17 protein-coding genes are annotated in these 21,718 nt (G+C 61.1%); 6 read left to right on the top strand and 11 right to left on the bottom strand.

Annotated features, from left to right (window positions below; all coding sequences use genetic code 11):
* Positions 1-56: 56 nt before the first annotated feature.
* From CAG25_RS28585 to CAG25_RS12535, 10 genes are all read right to left on the bottom strand, one after another.
* Entirely contained in the window at positions 57-2,465 is a 2,409-nt protein-coding gene (locus tag CAG25_RS28585; protein WP_085611549.1) for a calcium-binding protein, read from the bottom strand.
* 223 nt (positions 2,466-2,688) lie between these two features.
* Complete coding sequence (locus tag CAG25_RS12575) at positions 2,689-6,282, bottom strand: glycosyltransferase (protein WP_085611550.1); 3,594 nt, start codon at positions 6,280-6,282, stop codon at positions 2,689-2,691.
* A gap of 116 nt (positions 6,283-6,398) precedes the next feature.
* Positions 6,399-7,970: a flagellar hook-associated protein 3 gene (locus tag CAG25_RS12570; RefSeq protein WP_085611551.1), complete on the bottom strand. Its 1,572-nt coding sequence runs from the start codon at positions 7,968-7,970 to the stop codon at positions 6,399-6,401.
* A 13-nt stretch (positions 7,971-7,983) separates the two neighbouring features.
* A complete protein-coding gene (flgK, locus tag CAG25_RS12565; RefSeq protein WP_085611552.1) occupies positions 7,984-10,029 on the bottom strand; it encodes a flagellar hook-associated protein FlgK in 2,046 nt (681 codons plus the stop codon).
* Positions 10,030-10,050: 21 nt separating this feature from the next.
* Positions 10,051-11,343 carry a flagellar assembly peptidoglycan hydrolase FlgJ gene (gene flgJ / locus CAG25_RS12560; RefSeq protein ID WP_085611553.1) on the bottom strand — a complete coding sequence of 431 codons (1,293 nt, stop codon included), beginning with the start codon at positions 11,341-11,343 and terminating at the stop codon, positions 10,051-10,053.
* 11 nt (positions 11,344-11,354) lie between these two features.
* Entirely contained in the window at positions 11,355-12,443 is a 1,089-nt protein-coding gene (locus CAG25_RS12555; RefSeq protein WP_039765528.1) for a flagellar basal body P-ring protein FlgI, read from the bottom strand.
* A gap of 27 nt (positions 12,444-12,470) precedes the next feature.
* Positions 12,471-13,166 carry a flagellar basal body L-ring protein FlgH gene (flgH, locus tag CAG25_RS12550; protein ID WP_039765527.1) on the bottom strand — a complete coding sequence of 232 codons (696 nt, stop codon included), beginning with the start codon at positions 13,164-13,166 and terminating at the stop codon, positions 12,471-12,473.
* A 53-nt stretch (positions 13,167-13,219) separates the two neighbouring features.
* Positions 13,220-14,005, bottom strand: coding sequence for a flagellar basal-body rod protein FlgG (gene flgG, locus CAG25_RS12545; RefSeq protein WP_039765524.1), 786 nt, complete (start codon positions 14,003-14,005; stop codon positions 13,220-13,222).
* A 45-nt stretch (positions 14,006-14,050) separates the two neighbouring features.
* The gene (locus tag CAG25_RS12540; RefSeq protein ID WP_007958343.1) at positions 14,051-14,791 is read right to left on the bottom strand and encodes a flagellar basal body rod protein FlgF; all 741 of its coding nucleotides are present in this window, start codon (positions 14,789-14,791) and stop codon (positions 14,051-14,053) included.
* A 204-nt stretch (positions 14,792-14,995) separates the two neighbouring features.
* Positions 14,996-16,558 (bottom strand): sigma-54-dependent phenylalanine hydroxylase transcriptional regulator PhhR, encoded by a 1,563-nt coding sequence (locus CAG25_RS12535; protein ID WP_011333015.1) that lies wholly within the window; start codon positions 16,556-16,558, stop codon positions 14,996-14,998.
* A 280-nt stretch (positions 16,559-16,838) separates the two neighbouring features.
* Here CAG25_RS12535 and phhA point away from each other — a divergent pair, with 280 nt between their 5' ends.
* From phhA to CAG25_RS12510, 6 genes are all read left to right on the top strand, one after another.
* Positions 16,839-17,630 (top strand): phenylalanine 4-monooxygenase, encoded by a 792-nt coding sequence (gene phhA, locus CAG25_RS12530; RefSeq protein ID WP_011333014.1) that lies wholly within the window; start codon positions 16,839-16,841, stop codon positions 17,628-17,630.
* A 117-nt stretch (positions 17,631-17,747) separates the two neighbouring features.
* Positions 17,748-18,104 carry a 4a-hydroxytetrahydrobiopterin dehydratase gene (locus CAG25_RS12525; protein WP_003222798.1) on the top strand — a complete coding sequence of 119 codons (357 nt, stop codon included), beginning with the start codon at positions 17,748-17,750 and terminating at the stop codon, positions 18,102-18,104.
* Positions 18,104-19,297, top strand: coding sequence for an amino acid aminotransferase (locus CAG25_RS12520; protein ID WP_085611554.1), 1,194 nt, complete (start codon positions 18,104-18,106; stop codon positions 19,295-19,297). The genes CAG25_RS12525 and CAG25_RS12520 overlap by 1 nt, the downstream gene beginning before the upstream one ends.
* 258 nt (positions 19,298-19,555) lie before the next feature.
* Positions 19,556-19,687 (top strand): hypothetical protein, encoded by a 132-nt coding sequence (locus CAG25_RS28845; RefSeq protein ID WP_007958347.1) that lies wholly within the window; start codon positions 19,556-19,558, stop codon positions 19,685-19,687.
* Positions 19,688-19,760: 73 nt separating this feature from the next.
* On the top strand, positions 19,761-19,940 hold the full coding sequence (locus CAG25_RS12515) for a hypothetical protein (protein ID WP_011333012.1): 180 nt from the start codon (positions 19,761-19,763) through the stop codon (positions 19,938-19,940).
* 95 nt (positions 19,941-20,035) lie between these two features.
* Complete coding sequence (locus CAG25_RS12510) at positions 20,036-21,223, top strand: MFS transporter (protein WP_172829517.1); 1,188 nt, start codon at positions 20,036-20,038, stop codon at positions 21,221-21,223.
* Here the strand turns inward: CAG25_RS12510 and arfB are convergent.
* A complete protein-coding gene (gene arfB, locus CAG25_RS12505; RefSeq protein ID WP_011333010.1) occupies positions 21,220-21,633 on the bottom strand; it encodes an alternative ribosome rescue aminoacyl-tRNA hydrolase ArfB in 414 nt (137 codons plus the stop codon). The genes CAG25_RS12510 and arfB overlap by 4 nt on opposite strands.
* Positions 21,634-21,718: the final 85 nt, after the last annotated feature.

The raw sequence follows: 21,718 nt of genomic DNA, 5'->3' as shown, positions 1-21,718 counted from the left end.
GGCCGCAGAGCACACACCTGCAACCGCATTGCGATTACAGCTGCCTGGTTCTGCTGTCAGCCGAACATCGCGAACGCATCACCGGACGTCGCCAGATCGTAGGTCTGGCCGTCGGCAGTCTGAATGTGTTCGATGGTGTTGAAGCCCGCATACCAGTCCGCCAGCTTCACGCCGTTGTCAGGGACACCGGTGCTGCCGTCGTTGGCGCTGTGGAGATAGACGTCGTCGCCGACGCGGGTAACGTTCAATTGGCTGGCGTTGGCGATGGTGTTCAGAATCAGGGTGTCATTCAGACTGATGCCACCATCCTTGATCGTCACCAGGCCAGAGGTGTTCACCACATAGGCGTCATCCCCTTCACCACCATCAGCAACGCCACCGGACTCTTGCTGGCCGAAAAGGTTGAGAATCAACCGGTCGTCCCCCTCACCACCGAACAGCGAATAGGTGCTGCCCTTGCCAGTCAATACGTCGTCGCCGACGCCGCCATCGGCGACGCCGTTGACCACGGTCAGGGTGTCGTTGCCAGCCTCACCGAAAGCCTGGGTGCCAAGGTCGTTTTCAGCGCTGACAATCACGTCATTTCCCAAACCGCCATATAACTGATCGGCCTGCGCATCGTCGGCCCCGCCTTCAAGGCTGAACGGTCCGATGTCCGACACCAGTCCGCCGTAGAGCGTGTCGTTGCCGTCACCGCCATTGATCAGATCGCTGCCGCGTCCGCCCTCCAGGTAGTTGTCGACCTCATTGCCGATCAGCGTGTCGTTGAAATGGCTGCCCATCACGCCTTCGATATTGGTCAACTGGTCATCCTGCGCATCGCCACCGATGTTAATGCCGGTTTGCAGGTTGACTTCGACCGCTGTCGCGCTGGTGAGATACCAGAGACTGTCGTGACCATCGCGGCCATCGACCACGTCCCCACCACCCCCACCGATGAAGGTGTCATTGCCGGCGGAACCGATGAAATAATCGAAATACTGACTGCCCTCGATCAACTCGATCCCGTTAAAAACAGGTACGGGATTCCATGGCTGGTAGGCAGCACCACTGAGGTCGAAAACTATCGGCATGTAGGCGTATTTGTAGCTGAGCAAATCCTGACCCGCTCCGCCATCCAGGCCGAGTTCCCAAACCCTGCCACTGGCGTAGAAAGTGTCGCCGAAGTCACTGCCACGGATGATTTCGATGTTCATGTACATATCGCCTTCGGCAATCCCGGAGAACTCTCGGGTCGCCCAGTTCAGCGTCATGGCAACTTTGCTGTCACCGTAGCTGAGCACATCGATACCGTCGCCACCGTCAAAGCTGTCGCCGTTACCACCGCCATACAGCACGTCATTGCCACTGCCGCCGACGATGAAGTTCCAGGTGTCGTTGCCGTAGCCGGTGAAATCACCGGTCCCGGTGTAGGTCAGATTTTCAACGAACGACTCCAGATGCATCGTCGACAGGCTGGTGTAAACGTGATCGGTGCCACCCAAGTAACCCTCGATTTCTTCGATGATTACGCCGGCACTATTGATGGTGTAGACATCATCCCCCCCGCCACCCGCCAAAGTCACACCACCGATGCTGGCTGTGAAGTGATCGGCCAAACCGGAGCCAATGATTTTTTCGATATTCAACAACCTGGAGTTACCGCCGATCTCGATATCCACCGGATAGGAGTATTGATAGCTGACCGTGTCGTAACCCTCGCCACCATCGAGGATAAACGCCTGGTCCTCAGGCTGATTGAAATAGAACACGTCGTCAAAGGCCGAGCCCTGAATGGCTTCGATACCGGTGAAGGTGTCCCCATAAGCGAAGGTCAGCCAGTCGAAGTTGGTGTAGTCATTGAATCTCACGCCCTCCGGGCTATCGCTGTAGCTGACGGTGTCGAAACCATCGCCGCCCACGAAGTGGTCGGCCCCGTCGCCGCCCCACAGCCAGTCGTTGCCGGCGCCACCGACGATCTCGTTGTCGGTGTCACTGCCGTAGGCCTTGAAATCCCCGGTTCCGGTGAAGGTCAACTGCTCGATAGAGGCATTAATCTTGATGGTATTGAGGCTGGTACGCACTTCGTCGTGGCCGCCGTAGCCCTCGTGGTCATCTTCGAGGATGGTCACGCCTTCGCTGCCGACGATGTACACATCGTCGCCCCAGCCTCCGTCCAGCGTCACACCGGAGAGGTTGGCGGTGAAGGTGTCGTTTAGATTGGTACCGATGACTTTTTCGATATTGAGCAAAGTATCGCTCTTGCCGTCGACACCCGTGACAGTCGACGCACCCGCGCCGATCTCGACATTTACCGCCGAAGGAAGCCCGCTGTAGTCCGCCGTATCAAAGCCTTCCCCACCATCGAGCAGATCCGATCCGTCGGTCGCCATCAACTGATCATCCGACTCCAGTCCGTAGAGTTCGTCATTGCCATCGGTGCCCAACAGGATGTCCGCGTCACTTGTTCCATTGATTACTGACATTTGCGTCTTCCTTGCGTTGTTGTTGAATCGGGAAACCTGCCTCCCGGGCACAAGCCGATCACGCCAGCAGCAACCGTCCGAGGTCAGCGAATAGAGAAGTATCGACAGGAAAATTCCGATTCTTGAGGCTCTGCGGTGAAAAAAGTATCGATACCGATACAAACAGAATCTTGAAGACGCAAAAAAGGCGACTCGAAAGTCGCCTTTTTTTCAGCAGTGCCGGTCAGTCGGCCAGCCAGCCGTTTTCCCAGTACCGCAGGTTGTCGCCGCGCAGCACGTAGTCGCGCAGTACGACTTCACGCAGCTGATCACCCATGCGGTAACTGGCATCCGGGTCGGCCAGGTGCATGCGGATCGCTTGCAGCCACTCCTCGGTGGAGTTGGTCTTGACCCGGGTGCACGGCAGGTAACCCTGATAGGCCTCGGTATCGGTGCAGACCACCGGATAACCGCACGCGCCGTACTCCAGCAGGCGCAGGTTGCTCTTGCAGTCGTTGAAGATGTGGAACTCCAGCGGTGCCAGGGCCAGGTCGAGGTTGAGGCTGGCCAGTTTCGCCGGATACACATCCAGCGGGATCACGCCGTGGAACTCGTGCATGTACGGAAGCAAGTCATCCGGGCACATGCCGAAGAACACCCAGTCGACCTCGTTTGCCAGTTCACGGACCACATCGGCAATCACCGCCAGATCACCGTGGTGGCTGGTGCCGCCGCCCCAGCCGACCCGCGGCTTTTTCGAGGTGCGACGCTGGCTGCGCAAGTCGGTCCACAAGTGCCGCGACAACATGTTCGGTACGACCCGGATGTCGTGATGCATGTCCGACAGAACGTTGGCCAGCGGTTGGGTAGACACCACCACCCGATCGCACAGACCGATCGCCCGCCGCACCAGCCGCTCCATTTCCTGCTTGTTCGGCATGTTGCGAATGTGCGCGTTGCGATGAGGGACATCGATGACATAGTCATCGAGCTCGTAGATCCGCCGGGCGTTGAAAAAGTTTTTCAGCGGTGGAATTTCATCGATGGCACTTTCCGAATAGCGCCCCTGCAATACGATCACATCGGGGGCCTGCCGCTCGATGTCGATGATCGAAGGCAAACCGTAGCAGATCCGCCCCTCGGCACGGTTGGCCGCCTCCAGTTCGATCATCGGTTGGCTGATGCGATAGTGACCAATGGCGGAAGCGTTGATGGGCACCGCCAGCACATTCGGCAACTGTTTGCGCGAAAACGGACTCCAGCCGGTACGCAGGCCCGGCTCCAGACTGAAGCTGGTCGCACCGACACCCTGCACCGCCAGATTGACGTTGAACGCAGGATCGCGCGCAATCAGTGGCAACCAGCGCTTGTAGAACGTTTCGTGCTCCTGAATCTGCAGTTGCTCTTCTTCTGCCGTGGCCTCGGCCGTCGGCCGCGCGCCCAGGGCCAGCATGGCATAAGGAGTCCAGACCACCAGGTAACCTTCCCGGCCGACGCGCAGACACAGATCCGCCACATTGAGGGCCTGCGCCAGATCCTGTTCGTCGAGCCCGTTGACAGCTTCGTAGACAGACTTGCGAATCATCAGGCAATCACCGCCGACCGCACTCAGGTCATGCACCGCCTGCAAGCGGAACATGTACCCGTCCGCCTGCAACGACTGACCATAGAAAGGCAATCCCACGGCGCCTTGCATGCCCAGAATCAGGCCGGCATGCAGTACGCAACCGTCCGGATTGTACAACTTGGCGCCGACGACCCCGACTTCCGGACGCTGCGCATGATTGAGCAGTTCGTCCAGCCAGTCGGACTGGGTGATCACCGCAAAGGTATTGAGCATCAGCACGTATTCGCCGCGGGCCTGCCCTACCGCAAAGTTGTGCGTGGCGGCTGCATTGCCCTGTTGCGCGAAGCTCAGCACGCGAACCCGGTCGCTGCCCAGTTGCGCCATGCCGTCCAGCCAGGCCAGCGCTTCGGCACTGGTGCTGCCGTTATCGACCAGGAGCAGCTCGTACTCGGTGTAGGCGGTTTTTTCCAGCAGCGTCTCGACGCAACGCTGCAAGGCGGCGGTCTGGTCCCGGGTCACAATGATGACCGACACCAGCGGACGCCGGGCGTGATGATAGTCGACACGATTGAGCAGCTCGCAGCTGCCACGGCGAATGTCGTGGGCCAGACCCAGACGCTGCAGATGCGCTTCAAGCACGCGCGGATTCTGTTCGAGGACGCCCGGGGCCGCCAGCCACTTCGACAGGTCGAAAGGCGACTCCAGCATGACCTCGGCAATGTGGCCGACAACCTGTGTGCTATCGCTCTCGACCAGACGCCACAACACATCGTGCGGCGCGAGCTGAGCGAAGTCAGGTGCAAAACCACCGAGCGCCAGAAAACGCTCACGCTCGAAAGCCAGTGCCCGGCCCACATAAGGGTAGCTGCGCATCAGGTCGAGGTTGAAATCCGGCTTGAACGCAGGTTCTGCCGACTCCCCGTCACGCAAGCTGCCCTCGTCGCTGTACAGACATTTCAGTGACGGGCAATGCACGATGCGCTCGGCCATGACCAGCAACGCCGGCGCCACCAGCCGATCACCCGCCTGCAACAGGTAGAACCAGTCGGCTCCCGCCAGTTGCGGCAGCAGCGTATTGATCTGCTCCATGCCGTCGTCTTGCAAAGGCATGCGGAACACCCGCCCGTCCAGCTCGGTTTCGGTACACGAGGCGGACAGGACAAGGATCAGCTCCGGCGGATAATCCTGAGCGGCAAGCGATGCCAGTGTGCGTTCGACACTGTCACGACTGCCCTGCCCGTCGATGACAATCGGCACGATCCGTGGTTGATGCGACCAGCCGGCCAGGGTTTCCGGCAGCAACGTGCGCTGACCTTCAGTCAGCACTCGGCAATTGAGCCACTGAGCGTAGAGCTCGGCAAAACTCCAGCTGTCGATGCCGACACTCCACTCCTGACGGCTCTGTTTGGAGCCCAGGGTGCGACTCAGCGGCAGCTCTTCCCAGACCCGCGGAGACTCATCGGCCTTGCTCAGCGGAACATAGCGAACCCATCCCGGCGCCGGCGCGGCTTCGCCGCTGCGCGATTTGAGCATCTGCAGCATCCACTCACGCTCGACCTCGAGCGCGTCTTTCATCGGCTGTTGCGCACTCAGACGTTCCGGGTAGAGCCGCTCGGCGCTGAGCACGTTGTTGGAGACGGCCAGATTGCCGCGCCGCAGCAGGCAGACGTACAGGGCAAAATCCAGCGACGCGACGAAGCAGTGACCTTCCTGAGTCAGCGCCGGCAACAGCTCTTCAACGTCGGCACGCCGGAACAGTGCGTTGGTGAATCCACCGAGGACGTTGACCGGGAATTTCTCGAAGATGCCCAGCAGATCGTCGCCCTTGAACAGACCGCTGTGCGGCGACAACGATGTGTTTTCCAGGCGCGCGGGCAGGATGATGTCCTGCGCATCCCAGAACAGTCGCTGGGCCAGTACCAGCCTGACCTCTTCACGCATCATCTCCTGGGCCTGCTGCCGGATGCAGTCGGCATACAAGTGATCGTCGTCGCACAGGAACTTGATGAACTCGCCCTGCGCCTGACTCAGGCACGCCTTGAGGTTGCCGATCATTCCCAGGGTGCGCGGATTGCGCACGTAGCGCACCTCGACGCCGGACTGCTCGATGACCGACGCGACGATGCGTTCGATCTCGGAACCCCGACTGTCATCGCAGACGATGATTTCCAGAGGGCTGTAAGTCTGGCTGACAGCACTGTTCAATGTCCGCTCGAAGAAGCGCGGATTGAAGGCAGGAATGACGAGGCTGACAAGGGGAAGTGAATTCACGGCGGACTCGCAAGCGGCGGGAACCCGCCCGGAACAGCGAGCCCTTTGAAACCGCAAAAAAAGACGATTGATACAGAGCGGTCAGAGCAAACGGGCGCTTGCGCGCCCGTTCAGGATCAGATCTTGTTGAACAGGCCCAACTGAGAGATTTTGCTGAACGCCAGTTGCGAGGCCTGCAGCATGGTCTGCTGCAAGGTCAGACGGGTCATCACTTCGGCCGGATCCGAATCACGGATCGTGCCCTGGGTGGTGGCGTTCGCCAGTTGCAGGCTCTGGTTGGTGGTGCTCTGGTCATCCAGCGACTGCCCGCGGGCACCGATGGACGTCACCGCACTGCCGATCTGGTTGGCGGCACTGTCGATGTTGCCCAGTGCCGACTCCATTGCCCCCTGGAATTTCTGCTTGGCCACCGGATCACCGTCGATCGGGGTGTTCAGCGCCGTGACCATCTGGCCCAGGGTGTCGAGCACGTTCTGGGTCTGGTGGTTGTTGGACTGGATCGAGAACTGGTCACCGGCCGCGGGCGTGCCGCCGAGGGCGAAGGTCACACCCGCTGCCGTGGCGTTGCCGCCAGCCACGGTACCCGACGAGATCGGCTTGCTGTCGGCAGTGACAGGCGCCGCGTACAGGTCGAACGCAGTGGCGCTGGTGAACTTCAGGACTGCGCCGCCGCCCGACGGGAAGGCCGCGTCGTAGGCTGCCTGGTTGGTCACGCTGGAACCGGTGATGACCGCGGTCGACGGGTTGCCCGGGCTGCGCGAAGTGGTGAACGAGTCCGGCGAAGCCGACAGCTGGAAGCTGTGGCCGGCAATGACCGCGTCCGGGTTGGTGTCGCCGGCCTTGAGGTTGATGTTCAACTTCATGTCGACGCCACGGAAGCTGACCGTCTGGTTCGCGCCGTTGCTGTTGCTGATCAGACCGTTCTGGCTGGCTTCGGCCGTCACATCGTTGCCCAAGGCATCGGTAATCTTCAGCTGAGTGCTGCTGATGAAGTCCACGGTGTACGGCTGGCCGGCCGTGAACTTGGAGTTGTAAGTCGCCGCGCTGCCAACGACACCGTTGGTCAGCACAACGCGACCGTCATCAACGGCCGGAGCCGTCATGTTGGTCTGGGTGCGCGCAGTATTGATGGTCTGCTGGAAAGCATCCCAACCGGTGGTGTTAGTGGCCACCGACAAACCATCGCCAATGCCCAGGTTGATCTGGGTCTGGTCACCGTTGTAGGTGTAGGTGCCATCGGCGTTCTGCGAGTACGGCGCGGTATCGGTTTTCGAACCGGAAAACAGGTAATTGCCGTTGGCGTCCTTGGAGTTCATCAGGCCCAGCACTTGTTGCTGGATCTGGCTCAGCTCGGCGGCGTAAGCCTGGCGGTCCTTGTCGGTGGCGATGCCGTTGTTGGCTGCCAGCCCGATCTCCTTGGCGCGCTGCAAGGCGTCGGTGATGGCCGTCAGCGTAGATTCCTGAACAGTCAGCGAGCTCTTGGTGGTGTCGATGTTGCCTTTGTACTGATCGAGCATCGCGGCCTGCTGACCCAGGCGCAGCAAACGACCAGCCCCGATCGGATCGTCGGCGGCGGTGTTGATGCGCTGCAGGCTGCTGGCTTCGTTGGCGGTCGCGACCGTCTTGCTGTAGTTGCGCTGATATTGGGCAGCTTGTGTCGCGTAATACTGGGCGGTGGAAATGCGCATGAATTACGGCTCCTTAAAGGCTGTTGATCAGCGTGGCGAAGGTTTCCTGCGCAGCTTTGATGATCTGCGAAGACGCTGTGTAGTACTGCTGATACTTGACCAGGTTGCCGGTCTCTTCATCCAGGTTGACCTGGGACAGCGAGTCCCGCGCACCCTGGGCCTGATCCAGGATCACCGTGGTGGCCGCACCGTCGGACTTGCTCTGGGCCGCCTGGGTACCGACGTTGGTCACCAGTTTGTTGTAGGCGTCGGTCAGGCTGATGCCCTTGCTCGCCGTGCCGGTGTCGACGGTCTGTTTGGTCTGCAAACCGACCAGTGCCTGGGCGTTGCGGTTGTCCGAAGAAGCTGCGCCGGTCAGGTTGATGGTGAAGGTTTCGCCGGACTTCGGCGTCGCGCCCACGGTGGTCTGCACGGTGAAGGTCTTTTGCACGTTCGGGATGACCGTGGTGTCCATCACCGGGGCACCGGTGGAGTCGACCATGCCGATCTTCAGGTTCAGGGTGTTCGCCTGACCGGGAACGATGACGCCGGAACCGATCGTGGCACCCTTGGCATCAACCATGTTGTAAGTCTGGCTGCCGCTGGTGGTGGCACCGAATACCAGTTTGACCGGGGTCGAATACTTGAGCGCGTTCTGCAGCTCCGCCTGGGACGCCGGGTTGTAGATATCGACAACGTCAGTCAGCGTCGGTTGGGTGTAGGTGCCTGAGTTGTTGGCACTGGCCACGCCGGTCAACGGTGCGGCTGCCGCGATTTTCTTCGGGTCGGTGAGCACGGTCTGGATGCTGGCCGCCGCGTTGCGGGTCGGGGTGACCTTGAACGTGTCGCCGGCACTCAGGGCACCACCGTTGAGGGCCAGGGTAAAGCCGTCGATCACTGGTGGCGGCGTGGTCGTGGTGCTGAACGAACCCATGTCGGTGCCGTCGGAGCGCTTGACCGTGTAATTGGTCGCGCTGGTGAAGGTGACCTGGTAGTCGCTGGTGGTCAGCTTGCCGGTGTCCTTGATGGTGACATCAAGGTTGCCCGAACCTGCGCTGTTGCCGGACTGGGCAATACTGCGCTGGCTGATCAGGGCGGCACTGTTGATGTCGTTGAAAATCGCCGCGCCGAAGTCACCGTTCTTGTCGATGCCCTGGGCTTGCTGGCGGTTGATCTGGTCGGCAACGACCAGTGCCACACGGCCCAGCTCGTTGAGTGCAGGATCGAGCACTTCCTTGCGATAAGTCAGCAGACCGCCGATTTCACCACCGGTCATCGCCGAGGTGATGTCGATGGTGCTCGAACCACGATCCATCTGGATGCCCATGCGCGATGGGTCACCCTTGAGCGGCACGGTGCTCAGGGTATTGGTGGTATTGCCGATGACCAACGGTTGGCCGCTGCCGATGTAGATGTCGAAGCTGGTGCCACGCTCAACGACTTGCGCGCCGGTCAGCTCGGAGAGCTGACGCACGGCTTCGTTACGGCTGTCGAGCAGATCGTTCGGCTGGCCGCCGCTGGTGGAGATCTCGCCGATCTTCTGGTTCAGCGTGGCAATCGAGGTCGCCAGCTTGTTCACCTGGGACGCCATGTCGGACAGGTTGCCATTGAGCGTAGCGTTCTGATCGTTCATCTGCTTGGCCAGCGCGTTGAAGCGACTGGTCAGGGCCTGCGCGCCGGTCAGTACCGACTGACGGGAAGTGTCGTCGGTGGCCGAGGTCGATACGCCTTGCATCGAGGTGAAGAATTTCTGCAGCACGCCGGTCAGGCCGGTGTTGGTGTCGGACAGCGAGCCGTCCAGTGCGGTCGCCTGCGCACCGAAAGCGGCGGCTTCGCTATTGAGCGACGTGGCGGTACGCAGTTGAGATTCAAGGTAGGAGTTGTACACCCGGCGCACGTCGGCCAGGGTCGTACCGGTACCGATGAACACGTTACCGTATTGAATCGAGGACTTGGTGCCCTGCACGGTTTGCTGACGCGAATAACCGGCGGTGTCGACGTTGGCAATGTTGTTACCCGTCACAGCCAGAGAGGATGAACTCGCGGCCAACCCCGACATCCCGATATTGAGCAAACTCATGATTCAAACCTTACCTTGTGTTTATAAGGGCGTTGTTGAAACGCCGGCCGCAGCGTAGTTCTGATTGACCGTCATCTGCCTGGCAATCTGCGAAATCTTCGTCGCGTAGTTCGGGTCGGTCGCGTAACCGGCCTTCTGCAATTCGCGTACAAACTGTTCTGGGTTATCGGCCGACTTCAGCACATCTTGATAGCGATTATTGCTCTGCAGCAACGTCACCAGATCGTGGAAGCTGTCCTTGTACGAGGCATAGGAACGGAACTCGGCCGTCTCCTTGACCATCTGCCCGTTGCGGAATTCGCTGGTGATCGCCCGGGCCGAATCGCCCTTCCAGTTGCTGCTCGCCTTGATGCCGAACAGGTTGTGACTGCTGCTGCCGTCCTGGGCGCGCATGACCGATTTGCCCCAGCCGGTTTCCAGCGCAGCCTGAGCCACCAGATAACGCGGATCGACGCCAATTCGCGCGGCGGCTTCCTGCGCCATCGGCAGCATGGTGTTGACGAATTCGTCGGCGTTGCCGAACGCTTTCTTCGCCGGTGCCAGCGGGATCTGCGCCATGGCGCGACCGTAAATCTGCATCTGCCCGCCCGAAGCTTTATCTGCCTCGGCGCGGTCCAGCCAGTCGCCGTTGTACAGCGGGCCGGAACCGGTGACAGCGGCGGTCGTGGCGCGTTGCGGCAGTTGAGTGGCCGCCGCCGGCGTGGCCGAAGGCACCAGACCTGCGAGCAAGCGGTCCGCCAGTTTCGGCGGCAACGCCAGACGACGCTGGTTGATCATTTCCATGTCGTTGCGATGGGTCAGCTCGGTGTTCGGCGCATGCACCGAACGCGATGCCCACAGCGGACGCTCACCACTGAGTCGCGACAACGGGCCATTGGTGGCCACGGTGCCGGCGGCAATCGGCGTGGCCACGGCAGCGGCCTTGACCCTGGCTTCTTCCTGCTTGGCGGCGGATGCGGCCGCAGCCTCGCCCGGCGCCATCGGTTTGTTCTTCGACATCTGGCGCATCAGCACGTCGGCCAGGCCGATACCCCCGCCCTCGCGGGACATGGAGACCGCCAGTTGCTGGTCGTACATTTCCTGATACTGCTTGGCTGCCGGCGTGTTGAGCGGGTTGTCCTGGCCCAGCGCTTCGGTGGCCGAGCGCATCGACTTGAGCATTTCACCGAGGAACAGCGATTCGAATTCCTGCGCGACCTTGCGCATGTTCGCATCGCTGTTCTTGTCGCCGACCTTGAGCTGGTTCAGACGATTGAGGTCGGAGTACGAACCCGAATCGCTGCTGCTGACCAGACCGCTTTTGCGCATATCCATGGTCGGCGTCCTCAGATCACGATCAGGTCGGCTTGCAACGCGCCGGCCTGCTTCAGTGCTTCAAGGATGGCCATCAGGTCACCCGGCGCGGCGCCGACCTGGTTCACCGCACGGACGATCTCGTCGAGGGTGGTACCCGGGCCGAACTTGAACATCGGCTTGGCTTCCTGTTCGGCATTCACCCGCGAGCGCGGCACTACGGCGGTCTGGCCGTTGGACAGCGGGCCCGGCTGGCTGACGATCGGGTCCTCGGTGATGGTCACGGTCAGGCTGCCGTGAGTCACAGCGGCCGGCGAGACCTTCACGTTCTGGCCGATGACGATGGTGCCGGTACGCGAGTTGATGATGACTTTCGCCACGGCCTGACCGGGATCGACTTCGAGGTTTTCCAGGATCGACAGATAGTCGACGCGCTGGCTCGGATCGAGCGGCGCGGTCACACGGATCGAACCGCCGTCGATGGCCTGGGCCACGCCTGGGCCGAGCATGTCGTTGATCTTGTCGACGATGCGCTTGGCGGTGGTGAAGTCGGAACGGTTGAGGTTCAGCGTCAGGCTGTTGCCCTGGTTGAAACCGCTCGGCACCGAACGCTCGACCGACGCACCGCCAGGGATGCGACCGGCCGACGGAACGTTGACGGTGATCTTCGAACCGTCACGACCTTCAGCATCGAAACCGCCGACCACCAGGTTGCCCTGGGCGATGGCGTAGACGTTGCCGTCGATACCCTTGAGCGGGGTCAGCAACAGGGTGCCGCCGCGCAGGCTCTTGGAGTTACCGATGGACGACACGGTGATATCGACCTGCTGACCCGGTTTGGCGAACGCCGGCAGATCGGCACTCACCGACACTGCCGCAACGTTTTTCAGCTGCACGTTGCCCGATCCCGGCGGCACCTTGATGCCGAACTGCGAGAGCATGTTGTTGAAGGTCTGCAGGGTAAACGGGGTCTGCGTGGTCTGGTCGCCGGTGCCGTTAAGACCGACCACCAGGCCGTAGCCGATCAACTGGTTGGAACGCACGCCGGAAATGCTGGCGATGTCCTTCAACCGTTCGGCTTGTGCATTGAAGGCCGCCGACAACAGGAACGCGGCCACCATGAGACTTCTGAAATTCAACGTAGCCACCTAGAAAGGGAACAGCGGGCTGAGGAAGAAACGGTCGAACCAGCCTGGCTGACTCGCATCGGCGAACGAACCGGTGCCCGAGTAGGTGATGCGCGCATCGGCGACCCGGGTCGAGGACACGGTGTTGTCGGTGGCGATGTCGTCGGCACGCACGAGACCGGCGATCCGCACCAGCTCGTCGCCGGTGTTGAGGGTCATCCACTTCTCGCCACGCACGGCGATGATGCCGTTGGGCAACACGTCGGCGACGGTCACGGTGATCGAGCCGGTCAGGGTGTTGCCCTGGGCGGCCTTGCTGTCACCCTTGGTCGCGCGGTCGCCTTCGTAGCTGGCACTCAGGCTCAGGTCATTGCCGCCGATCGGGTTGTTGGTGGTTGCACTGCTGCCGAACAGCGACGTCAGGCCGATGCCGGTCTTGCTGTTCTTGGCCACCTGAGAGTTGGCGTTCTTGCTGGCCTGGGTTCTCTCGTTCAGGGTGATGGTGATGATGTCACCGACCCGGAACGCCTTGCGGTCGCTGTACAGGTTCTGCTCGAAACCGGCCTGATAGATCGAGCCGTTGTTGGCGGCCGACGGCAACGGTGTGCGCGGCAACACCGGGGCGTAGTAAGGATCATTGGGCTTGGGCGTCGGAGCGACGCAGCCCGCGAGCGAGACGACCCCGCTCAATGCCACAACAGATACAAAGCGCTTCATGACCCTTACCTCACGGTGTTGCAGGCAGCCTCATGGCCGCCTCATAGACTTGATTACAGATTCTGCGTTACGAACGAGAGCATCTGGTCGGCGGTGGAGATCACCTTGGAGTTCATCTCGTACGCGCGCTGGGTGGTGATCATGTTGACCATCTCTTCCACGGTGCTGACGTTGGAGGTTTCCAGGGTGTTCTGCAGGGTGGTACCGAAACCGTTCAGGCCCGGCGTACCGACTTGCGGTGCACCGGAAGCGGCGGTTTCCAGGAACAGGTTGTTGCCCACCGCTTGCAGACCGGCCGGGTTGATGAAGTCGGCGGTTTGCAGGTTGCCGATCACTTGCGATGCGGCGTTGCCGGCGGTGGTGATCGACACGGTGCCGTCACGACCCACGGTGAAGGTCTGGGCGTTGTTCGGGATGACGATGGCCGGTTCCAGGGCGAAACCGCTGGCGTTGACGATCTGGCCGTTGGAGTCGAGGTGGAAAGTACCGTCACGGGTGTAGGACGTGGTGCCGTCCGGCTGCAGGATCTGGAAGAAACCGCGACCGTCGATGGCCATGTCCAGCGGCTGCTCGGTGGTTTGCAGGCTGCCGGCGGTGAAGTTTTTCTGGGTGCCGACGATGCGCACACCGGTACCCACTTGCAGACCCGACGGCAGTTCGCTGTCTTGGGTCGACTGAGCGCCTGGCTGACGCTTGATCTGGTACAGCAGGTCCTGGAACTCGGCGCGGTCACGTTTGAAACCCGTGGTCGACACGTTCGCCAGGTTGTTGGAAATGGTGGTCAGGTTGGTGTCCTGGGCGGACAGACCGGTTTTGGCAACCCATAGAGCCGGAAGCATTCGATTCTCCTCGTGCGCCTGTTTTACGGCGCGACGTTCTGATAATTAGCTGATCTGCAAGACCCGAGCCATGGCCTGGTCGTCGTCTTTGGCGGTGTTCATCATCTTGACGTGCAATTCGAATTGCTTGGCCAGGGCCAGCACCGACGTCATTTCTTCCACGGCATTGACGTTGCTCGATTCCAGGAAACCCGACACCAGTTTGACGTTGGCATCGGCCGGCGCAGGCTGGCCGTCCTTGGTGTAAATCGAACCGTCCAGGCCCTTGTTCATGTTCTTGATGTCCGGATTGACCAGCTTGATGCGGTCGACTTCGGCCATGACGCGCGGGCCCTCGCCCATCGCTCGAATACTGATGGTGCCGTCTTCGCCGACTTCCACCTGCTGCTCCGGCGGCACCGCGATCGGCCCGCCATTGCCCATGACCGGCATGCCGTTGCCGGCACGCAACACGCCGAGGGCATCGATATTGAGGCTGCCGGTGCGCACGTAACTTTCACCGCCATTGGGGTTCTGCACGGCGATCCAGCCGTTACCCGACACGGCGACGTCGAGGTCACGACCGGTCTGCACCAGCGAGCCCGGCGTGAAGTCGGTGGCGGGCCGTTCGCTCATGGCAAACGCACGCGCCGGAAAGCTGTCACCGAACACCGGCATCGAACGCGCCTGCTCCAGGTCGCGCTGAAAACCGTTGGTGGAGATGTTCGCCAGGTTGTTGGCATGAGCCTTTTGCGCCAGTGCGTTCTGGCTGGCGCCGGTCATTGCCACATAAAGGTACTTGTCCACACTCTTTCCTCTGCATGCCGGACGTTTGCCGCCCACCGCTGTACTGCTGAGCCATAAGCAATTTGCAGACCAACTTTTTTCTGGCGGCCCACGACCCGGTAAACAAAGGACTTGAGGGATTTTGCGGGGAGAAGGGAAATGTATCGAAGACGAAAAACCGGCGGTGTCATGCCGCTTGGCGGCAAACACCCGATCCGGCCGTGATCACTCCGACGCGTCCTTGCCGACTTCGTACTCACGCAACTTGTTGGCGATGGTCGTATGGGAAACCCCAAGCCGCTTGCCCAGTTGCCGACTGCTTGGATGTTCGGAATACAAGCGTTCCAGCACCGCTTTTTCGAAGCGCCCGACAATCTCGTCCAGCCCGCCTTCGAGGGAAAAATCGCCAAGCGGCTGACGCACACCGTAATCCGGCAGGCGAATGTGCTCGGCCTTGACCGTGCCGCCGTCGCACAGCGAAACCGCCTGGAACAGCACGTTCTCCAGTTGCCGCACGTTGCCCGGCCAGTGGTAGTGACTGAGCCGATCCATCGCCGCCGGCGCCAGTTTCGGCAGCGGGCAGCCGATCTGCCGACTGGCCTGATCAAGAAAGTGCTCCACCAGCGGCGTCAAACCGTCGAGGCATTCGCGCAGTGGCGGGATGTGCAGCGAAAGCACGTTCAAGCGGTGATACAGATCCTGGCGAAATTCGCCGCGCGCGCACAGCTCCGACAGGTCGACCTGGGTTGCGCAGATCACCCGCACATCGAGGTAAACCTCTTCATCACTGCCCACCCGCCGAAAGCAGCCGTCCTGCAGGAATCGCAGCAGTTTCACCTGCAAGCGCGGGCTCATTTCGCCGACACCATCGAGGAACAGCGTGCCGCCCGCCGTCAGCTCCAGCAGCCCGAGCTTGCCTTCGGCCCGAGCGCCTTCAAAGGCACCGGGGCCGTAGCCGAACAGTTCGGTCTCGGCCATCGACTCCGGCAACCCCGCGCAGTTGAGCGCCATCAACGGTGACTGACCGCGCGGGCTCGCCAAATGGCAGGCCCGTGCCAGCAATTCCTTGCCGGTGCCGGTTTCGCCCTCAATCAACAACGGCGCATCCAGCGGTGCCATGCGTCGCGCTTCGCGCACCACCGCCGCCATCACCTTGGAGCTCTGGAAGATGCTGTCGAAGCCACGCAACTCTTGTTTGCGCACGTTATAGATGCGCTCGCCGACCCGGTCCGCGCGGTGCAGCGTCAGCACAGCACCAGCCATGGCCTCGCTGTCGTCGTGTTCCGATTGCAGCGGCGCGATGTCGGCCAGAAAGATGTCGCCCTTGACCTTGACCCGCATGCCGTTGATTCGCGATTTGTTGGCGCGCACCAGTTCCGGCAGATCGAAATCCTCGGCGTAACGCGACAACGGAATCCCCGGCACCTCGTCCACCCGTACCCCGAGCAACTGCGCTGCCGCACGGTTGGCGGCAACGATGGAGCCGCCCATGTCGATCGACAGCACCGGAAACTCCAGCGCGCCGAGCAGCGCATTCAACTCCATGTGCCGCCGCTCGCTGGGCATCAACCCTACCCGCTTGACGCCGAACACCCCGGCAATCGCCTCGAACTTGGGTCGCAGCGCCTGGAACTGAATGTTGATCAGGTTCGGGCAATGCAGGTAGATCGCGTTGCCATGCTCACCGCCCACCTCGCCACGGGCGACGTTGATCCCGTACTCCACCAACAGATTGAGAATGTCGCGCAGGATGCCGATGCGGTTCTGACAATGGACTTTGATACGCATATAAAGGCCCGAAACAGGTGAAGAGCCGGTCTGACGCCGGAATTTTCTGCGCAGTGCGCAAGATAGTCGTCAAGATTATGTGACAGCCATTGGCCTTTTCAAACCCGACAGTCACCGCAAACACGACTTATCGCACGAAGCGTAACGAAAATTTTACGAATTTAAGGGAGTTTTCCTACTCGACCAGTCTTCAACCTGCTGCAACAACGAACATTCCGGGGTATTTCTCAGTCCATCGCAGGACATAACAAGAACGAAATTCCCCTCGCAGGAGAGCAGTATGAAGCAGACGCAATACGTGGCCCGCGAGCCCGATGCGCAAGGTTTTATCGACTACCCCGCCGAAGAACACGCGGTGTGGAACACGCTGATCACCCGCCAGTTGAAAGTGATCGAGGGTCGTGCGTGCCAGGAATACCTGGACGGTATCGAAAAACTCGGTCTGCCCCACGACCGCATTCCGCAACTGGGCGAGATCAACAAGGTGCTCGGCGAGACCACCGGTTGGCAGGTTGCCCGCGTCCCGGCGCTGATCCCTTTCCAGACCTTTTTCGAATTGCTCGCCAGCAAGCAGTTTCCGGTGGCCACGTTCATTCGTACCCGTGAAGAACTGGACTACCTGCAGGAGCCGGACATTTTCCACGAGATCTTTGGCCACTGCCCGCTGCTGACCAACCCGTGGTTCGCCGAATTCACCCACACCTACGGCAAACTCGGCCTGCAGGCGACCAAGGAAGAACGCGTTTATCTGGCGCGTCTGTACTGGATGACCATCGAGTTCGGCCTGGTCGACACCCCGCAAGGCAAACGCATCTACGGCGGCGGCATCCTGTCTTCGCCGAAAGAAACCGTTTATTCGCTGTCGGACGAACCCGAGCATCAGGCCTTCGATCCGCTGGAAGCCATGCGCACGCCGTATCGCATCGACATCCTGCAACCGCTGTATTTTGTCCTGCCGAACCTCAAGCGCCTGTTCGACCTGGCCCACGAAGACATCATGGCCATGGTCAAGCAAGGCATGCAGCTGGGTCTGCACGCACCGAAGTTTCCGCCAAAACCGAAAGCCGCGTGACCCGCGACTTTTGCTTACAAGTGAGTCTGTCCGTCGTCGCCACTTTGGTTTAGCGTGGCGACATTGACGACCGTAACAGCTCTTATAAAAAAGACATCCGATCTCAGGAATCAAACCATGTCCACTTTGAACCAAGCCCATTGCGAAGCCTGCCGTGCCGATGCCCCACAAGTCAGCGATGAAGAACTGCCGATCCTGATCAAGCAGATCCCTGACTGGAACATCGAAGTGCGCGACAGCATCATGCAGCTGGAAAAAGTCTTCCTGTTCAAGAACTTCAAACACGCGCTGGCGTTCACCAACGCCGTCGGCGAGATCTCCGAGGCCGAGGGTCACCACCCGGGCCTGCTGACCGAGTGGGGCAAAGTCACCGTGACCTGGTGGAGCCACTCCATCAAAGGCCTGCATCGCAACGACTTCATCATGGCCGCGCGCACTGACGAAGTGGCCAAGACCGCAGAAGGACGCAAGTAATGCACTTCGACGCCATCGGCCGAGTGCCCGGCGACCCGATCCTCGGTCTGATGGAGGCCTACGCGCAGGATTCCAACCCGCGCAAGTTCGACCTTGGCGTGGGCGTCTACAAGGATGCCCAGGGCCTGACGCCGATCCCCGAGGCGGTGAAAATCGCCGAGGCGCGTCTGGTCGAGAGCCAGGACACCAAGACCTACATCGGTGGCCACGGCAATCCGCTGTTCGGCAAGGTGATCAATGAGCTGGTGCTTGGCGTCGATTCGAAGCTGATCGCCGAGCAACGCGCCGGCGCCACCCAGACGCCGGGCGGCACGGGTGCCCTGCGTCTGGCGGCGGACTTTATCGCCCAATGCCTGCCGGGCAAAGGCATATGGCTGAGCAACCCGACCTGGCCGATCCACGAAACGATTTTCGCGGCCGCCGGGGTCAAGATCAGCCATTACCCGTACGTCGGCAGCGACAACCGCCTCGACGTCGATGCGATGCTCGCCGTGCTCAACGAAGTGCCGAAAGGCGATGTGGTGCTGCTGCACGCGTGCTGCCACAACCCGACCGGTTTCGACCTGAGCCACGACGACTGGCAGCGAGTGCTGGAGGTGGTACGCCGCCGTGACCTGCTGCCGCTGATCGACTTTGCCTACCAGGGCTTTGGCGACGGTCTGGAGCAGGATGCATGGTCGACCCGGCTGTTCGCCGCCGAGTTGCCCGAGCTGCTGATCACCAGTTCCTGCTCGAAGAACTTCGGCCTGTACCGCGACCGCACCGGTGCGCTGATCGTCAGCGCGAAAACTGCTGACAAGCTGATCGACATCCGCAGCCAGCTGGCGCACATCGCTCGCAACCTGTGGTCGACGCCACCAGATCACGGTGCCGCTGTGGTCGCCACGATCCTCGCCGACCCGGAGCTGAAACGCCGCTGGGCCGACGAAGTGGAAGCCATGCGTCTGCGCATCGCCCAGTTGCGCAGCGGACTGGTGGAAGCGCTGGAACCGCACGGCCTGCGCGAGCGTTTTGCGCACATCGGCGTGCAACGCGGGATGTTCTCCTACACCGGGCTGTCGCCGGAACAGGTGAAGAACCTGCGTGAGCATCACAGCGTGTACATGGTCAGCTCGGGCCGGGCCAACGTTGCCGGGATTGATGCGACGCGTCTCGACCTGCTGGCCGAAGCGATCGCCAACGTCTGCAAATAGTCCCAACTGTGGGAGCGAGCCTGCTCGCGATAGCGGTGCATCAGTCAGCACAAATGTCGACTGACAAGCACTCATCGCGAGCAGGCTCGCTCCCACATCTGCCCTGCGTCACCCTGTCGCAATTGTCTAGACAATCCCGCCCGTCGAATCAAATGGATTTAAAAGTCTGATTGTCATTTTTCTTGCTGTATCCTGCGCAAGCTTTCTGAAAGCGCGGATCTACCAGATCTATCAACAGACTTAGCGAGGAGCGCAACCATGCACGAGATTCCGAATCTCCCCTTCCCAAGCCTGCACGAAACTGAGCAGACGACCACGCAACAAGCCGGTGCCCAACAGCCCGAGCCGAAAGAAGCCGCCGAGAGCCGTCCGGCCGACAGCGAAGAGTAAGCAACACCCGCCGTACAGACCGTGTGGAAAGCGCTAACATGCGCTTTCCACACTGCCTGAAACCTGAGTTGCCATGTCCAAAGAATTCGATGAACAACAGGCCGAGACCCTGATCGGTGCCACCGAGAAGATGATCGAGATCTGGAGCCGTCTCTCGCCCGAGAAACAGGCCGCCCTGCTCGCCCGTTTCGGCAGCGAAGAAAACGCGCTGGCCGCCCTGGTCACCACGCAATTGGTCGCCCCGGCCAAATAGTTTTACTTTTCCCCGCCCCGGACGCGTCCGCATCGGTATCATGAGCAGCCTATCTATTCTGCTCTTCCCGTGGATCGTAATTCATGTCGTCCTCTATGCCAGAACCCCAGCGCCCCCTGGCGGTCACGCTGCAAGTCGTTTCCATCGTCCTGTTCACCTTCATCGGCTACCTGAACATCGGCATTCCGTTGGCGGTGCTGCCCGGTTATGTGCACAGCGACCTAGGCTTCGGCGCGGTCATCGCCGGGCTGGTGATCAGCGTGCAATACCTCGCCACCCTGCTCAGCCGCCCGTATGCCGGGAAGATCATCGACAACCAGGGCAGCAAACGTGCGGTGATGATCGGTCTGGCCGGTTGTGGTTTGAGCGGCGTGTTCATGCTGATTTCGGCGTGGACGCCCAACCTGCCGCTGCTGAGCCTGATCAGCCTGTTCGTCGGCCGCCTGGTGCTGGGCAGCGCGGAAAGTCTTGTCGGCTCGGGATCGATCGGCTGGGGCATCGGCCGCGTCGGTGCCGCCAACACCGCCAAGGTCATCTCGTGGAACGGCATCGCCAGTTACGGCGCGCTGGCGGTCGGTGCGCCGCTGGGGGTGTGGCTGGTCAGCCGTTTCGGTCTGTGGAGCATGGGTGTGAGCATTCTGTTGCTCGCCACGCTGGGGCTGCTGCTGGCCTGGCCGAAAACCGCCGCGCCGATCGTGGCCGGCGAGCGCCTGCCGTTCATGCACGTTCTCGGTCGCGTCTTCCCGCACGGCTGTGGACTGGCCTTGGGCTCGATCGGTTTCGGCACCATCGCCACCTTCATCACCCTGTATTACGCCACGCAGCATTGGGATAACGCGGTGCTGTGCCTCAGCCTGTTCGGCGCCAGCTTCATCGGCGCACGCCTGCTGTTCGGCAACCTGATCAACCGCCTCGGCGGCTTTCGAGTGGCGATTGCCTGCCTGTCAGTGGAAACCTTGGGCCTGCTGTTGTTGTGGCTGGCGCCGGACGCGCACTGGGCACTGGCCGGCGCGGCATTGAGCGGCTTCGGTTTCTCGCTGGTGTTCCCGGCGCTGGGCGTGGAAGCCGTGAACCTGGTGCCGGCCTCCAGCCGTGGCGCGGCGGTCGGGGCTTATTCGTTGTTCATCGACTTGTCGCTGGGCATCACCGGGCCGCTGGCAGGGGCGATTGCAGCGGGCTTCGGATTTGCCTCGATCTTCCTGTTCGCCGCCCTCGCCGCGCTGAGCGGCCTGGCACTGAGCGTCTATCTCTACCGCCACACGGCGAAGTACCGCGAAGACTAGAAATCCACCTTGCCGCGCCCGGCCTTGATGCTGCCGCGCTTGGTCTTCGATTCGAGCCGACGCTTCTTGGAACCCAGCGTCGGCTTGGTCGGCCGCCGCTTCTTCTCAACCTTGGTGGCACTGAGGATCAACTCGGTCAGACGCTCCAGCGCATCGGCGCGGTTCTGTTCCTGCGTGCGGTACTGCTGGGCCTTGATGATCAGCACGCCGTCGCCGGTGATGCGACTGTCGCGCAGCGCCAGCAGCCGCTCCTTGTAGAACTCGGGCAAGGATGAGGCCGGAATGTCGAAGCGCAGGTGCACGGCGCTGGAGACCTTGTTGACGTTCTGCCCACCGGCGCCCTGGGCGCGGATGTACGTCAGTTCGATCTCGGCATCCGGCAGATGCACGTTGTTTGAAATCACCAGCATGGAAAAACGTCCCTGATCAGAACCCGCAGGATACCGCGAAAGCACAAAAAACCCGGCACTTGGCCGGGTTTGTTGTTTTTGCAAC

It is taken from the genome of Pseudomonas sp. B16(2017), assembly GCF_002113205.1.
Lineage (GTDB): Bacteria > Pseudomonadota > Gammaproteobacteria > Pseudomonadales > Pseudomonadaceae > Aquipseudomonas > Aquipseudomonas pharyngis.
Note: the sequence above shows the minus strand (reverse complement) of the source record. Positions and strands in the feature narration are given on the sequence as shown.

Coding starts and splice junctions, on each gene's coding strand:
- CAG25_RS28585 (WP_085611549.1), bottom strand. CDS start 2,465: ATGTCAGTAATCAATGGAACAAGTGACGCGGACATCCTGTTGGGCACC.
- CAG25_RS12570 (WP_085611551.1), bottom strand. CDS start 7,970: ATGCGCATTTCCACCGCCCAGTATTACGCGACACAAGCTGCCCAATAT.
- flgK (WP_085611552.1), bottom strand. CDS start 10,029: ATGAGTTTGCTCAATATCGGGATGTCGGGGTTGGCCGCGAGTTCATCC.
- flgJ (WP_085611553.1), bottom strand. CDS start 11,343: ATGGATATGCGCAAAAGCGGTCTGGTCAGCAGCAGCGATTCGGGTTCG.
- CAG25_RS12555 (WP_039765528.1), bottom strand. CDS start 12,443: ATGGTGGCCGCGTTCCTGTTGTCGGCGGCCTTCAATGCACAAGCCGAA.
- flgH (WP_039765527.1), bottom strand. CDS start 13,166: ATGAAGCGCTTTGTATCTGTTGTGGCATTGAGCGGGGTCGTCTCGCTC.
- flgG (WP_039765524.1), bottom strand. CDS start 14,005: ATGCTTCCGGCTCTATGGGTTGCCAAAACCGGTCTGTCCGCCCAGGAC.
- CAG25_RS12535 (WP_011333015.1), bottom strand. CDS start 16,558: ATGCGTATCAAAGTCCATTGTCAGAACCGCATCGGCATCCTGCGCGAC.
- phhA (WP_011333014.1), top strand. CDS start 16,839: ATGAAGCAGACGCAATACGTGGCCCGCGAGCCCGATGCGCAAGGTTTT.
- CAG25_RS12525 (WP_003222798.1), top strand. CDS start 17,748: ATGTCCACTTTGAACCAAGCCCATTGCGAAGCCTGCCGTGCCGATGCC.
- CAG25_RS12520 (WP_085611554.1), top strand. CDS start 18,104: ATGCACTTCGACGCCATCGGCCGAGTGCCCGGCGACCCGATCCTCGGT.
- CAG25_RS28845 (WP_007958347.1), top strand. CDS start 19,556: ATGCACGAGATTCCGAATCTCCCCTTCCCAAGCCTGCACGAAACTGAG.
- CAG25_RS12515 (WP_011333012.1), top strand. CDS start 19,761: ATGTCCAAAGAATTCGATGAACAACAGGCCGAGACCCTGATCGGTGCC.
- CAG25_RS12510 (WP_172829517.1), top strand. CDS start 20,036: ATGCCAGAACCCCAGCGCCCCCTGGCGGTCACGCTGCAAGTCGTTTCC.
- arfB (WP_011333010.1), bottom strand. CDS start 21,633: ATGCTGGTGATTTCAAACAACGTGCATCTGCCGGATGCCGAGATCGAA.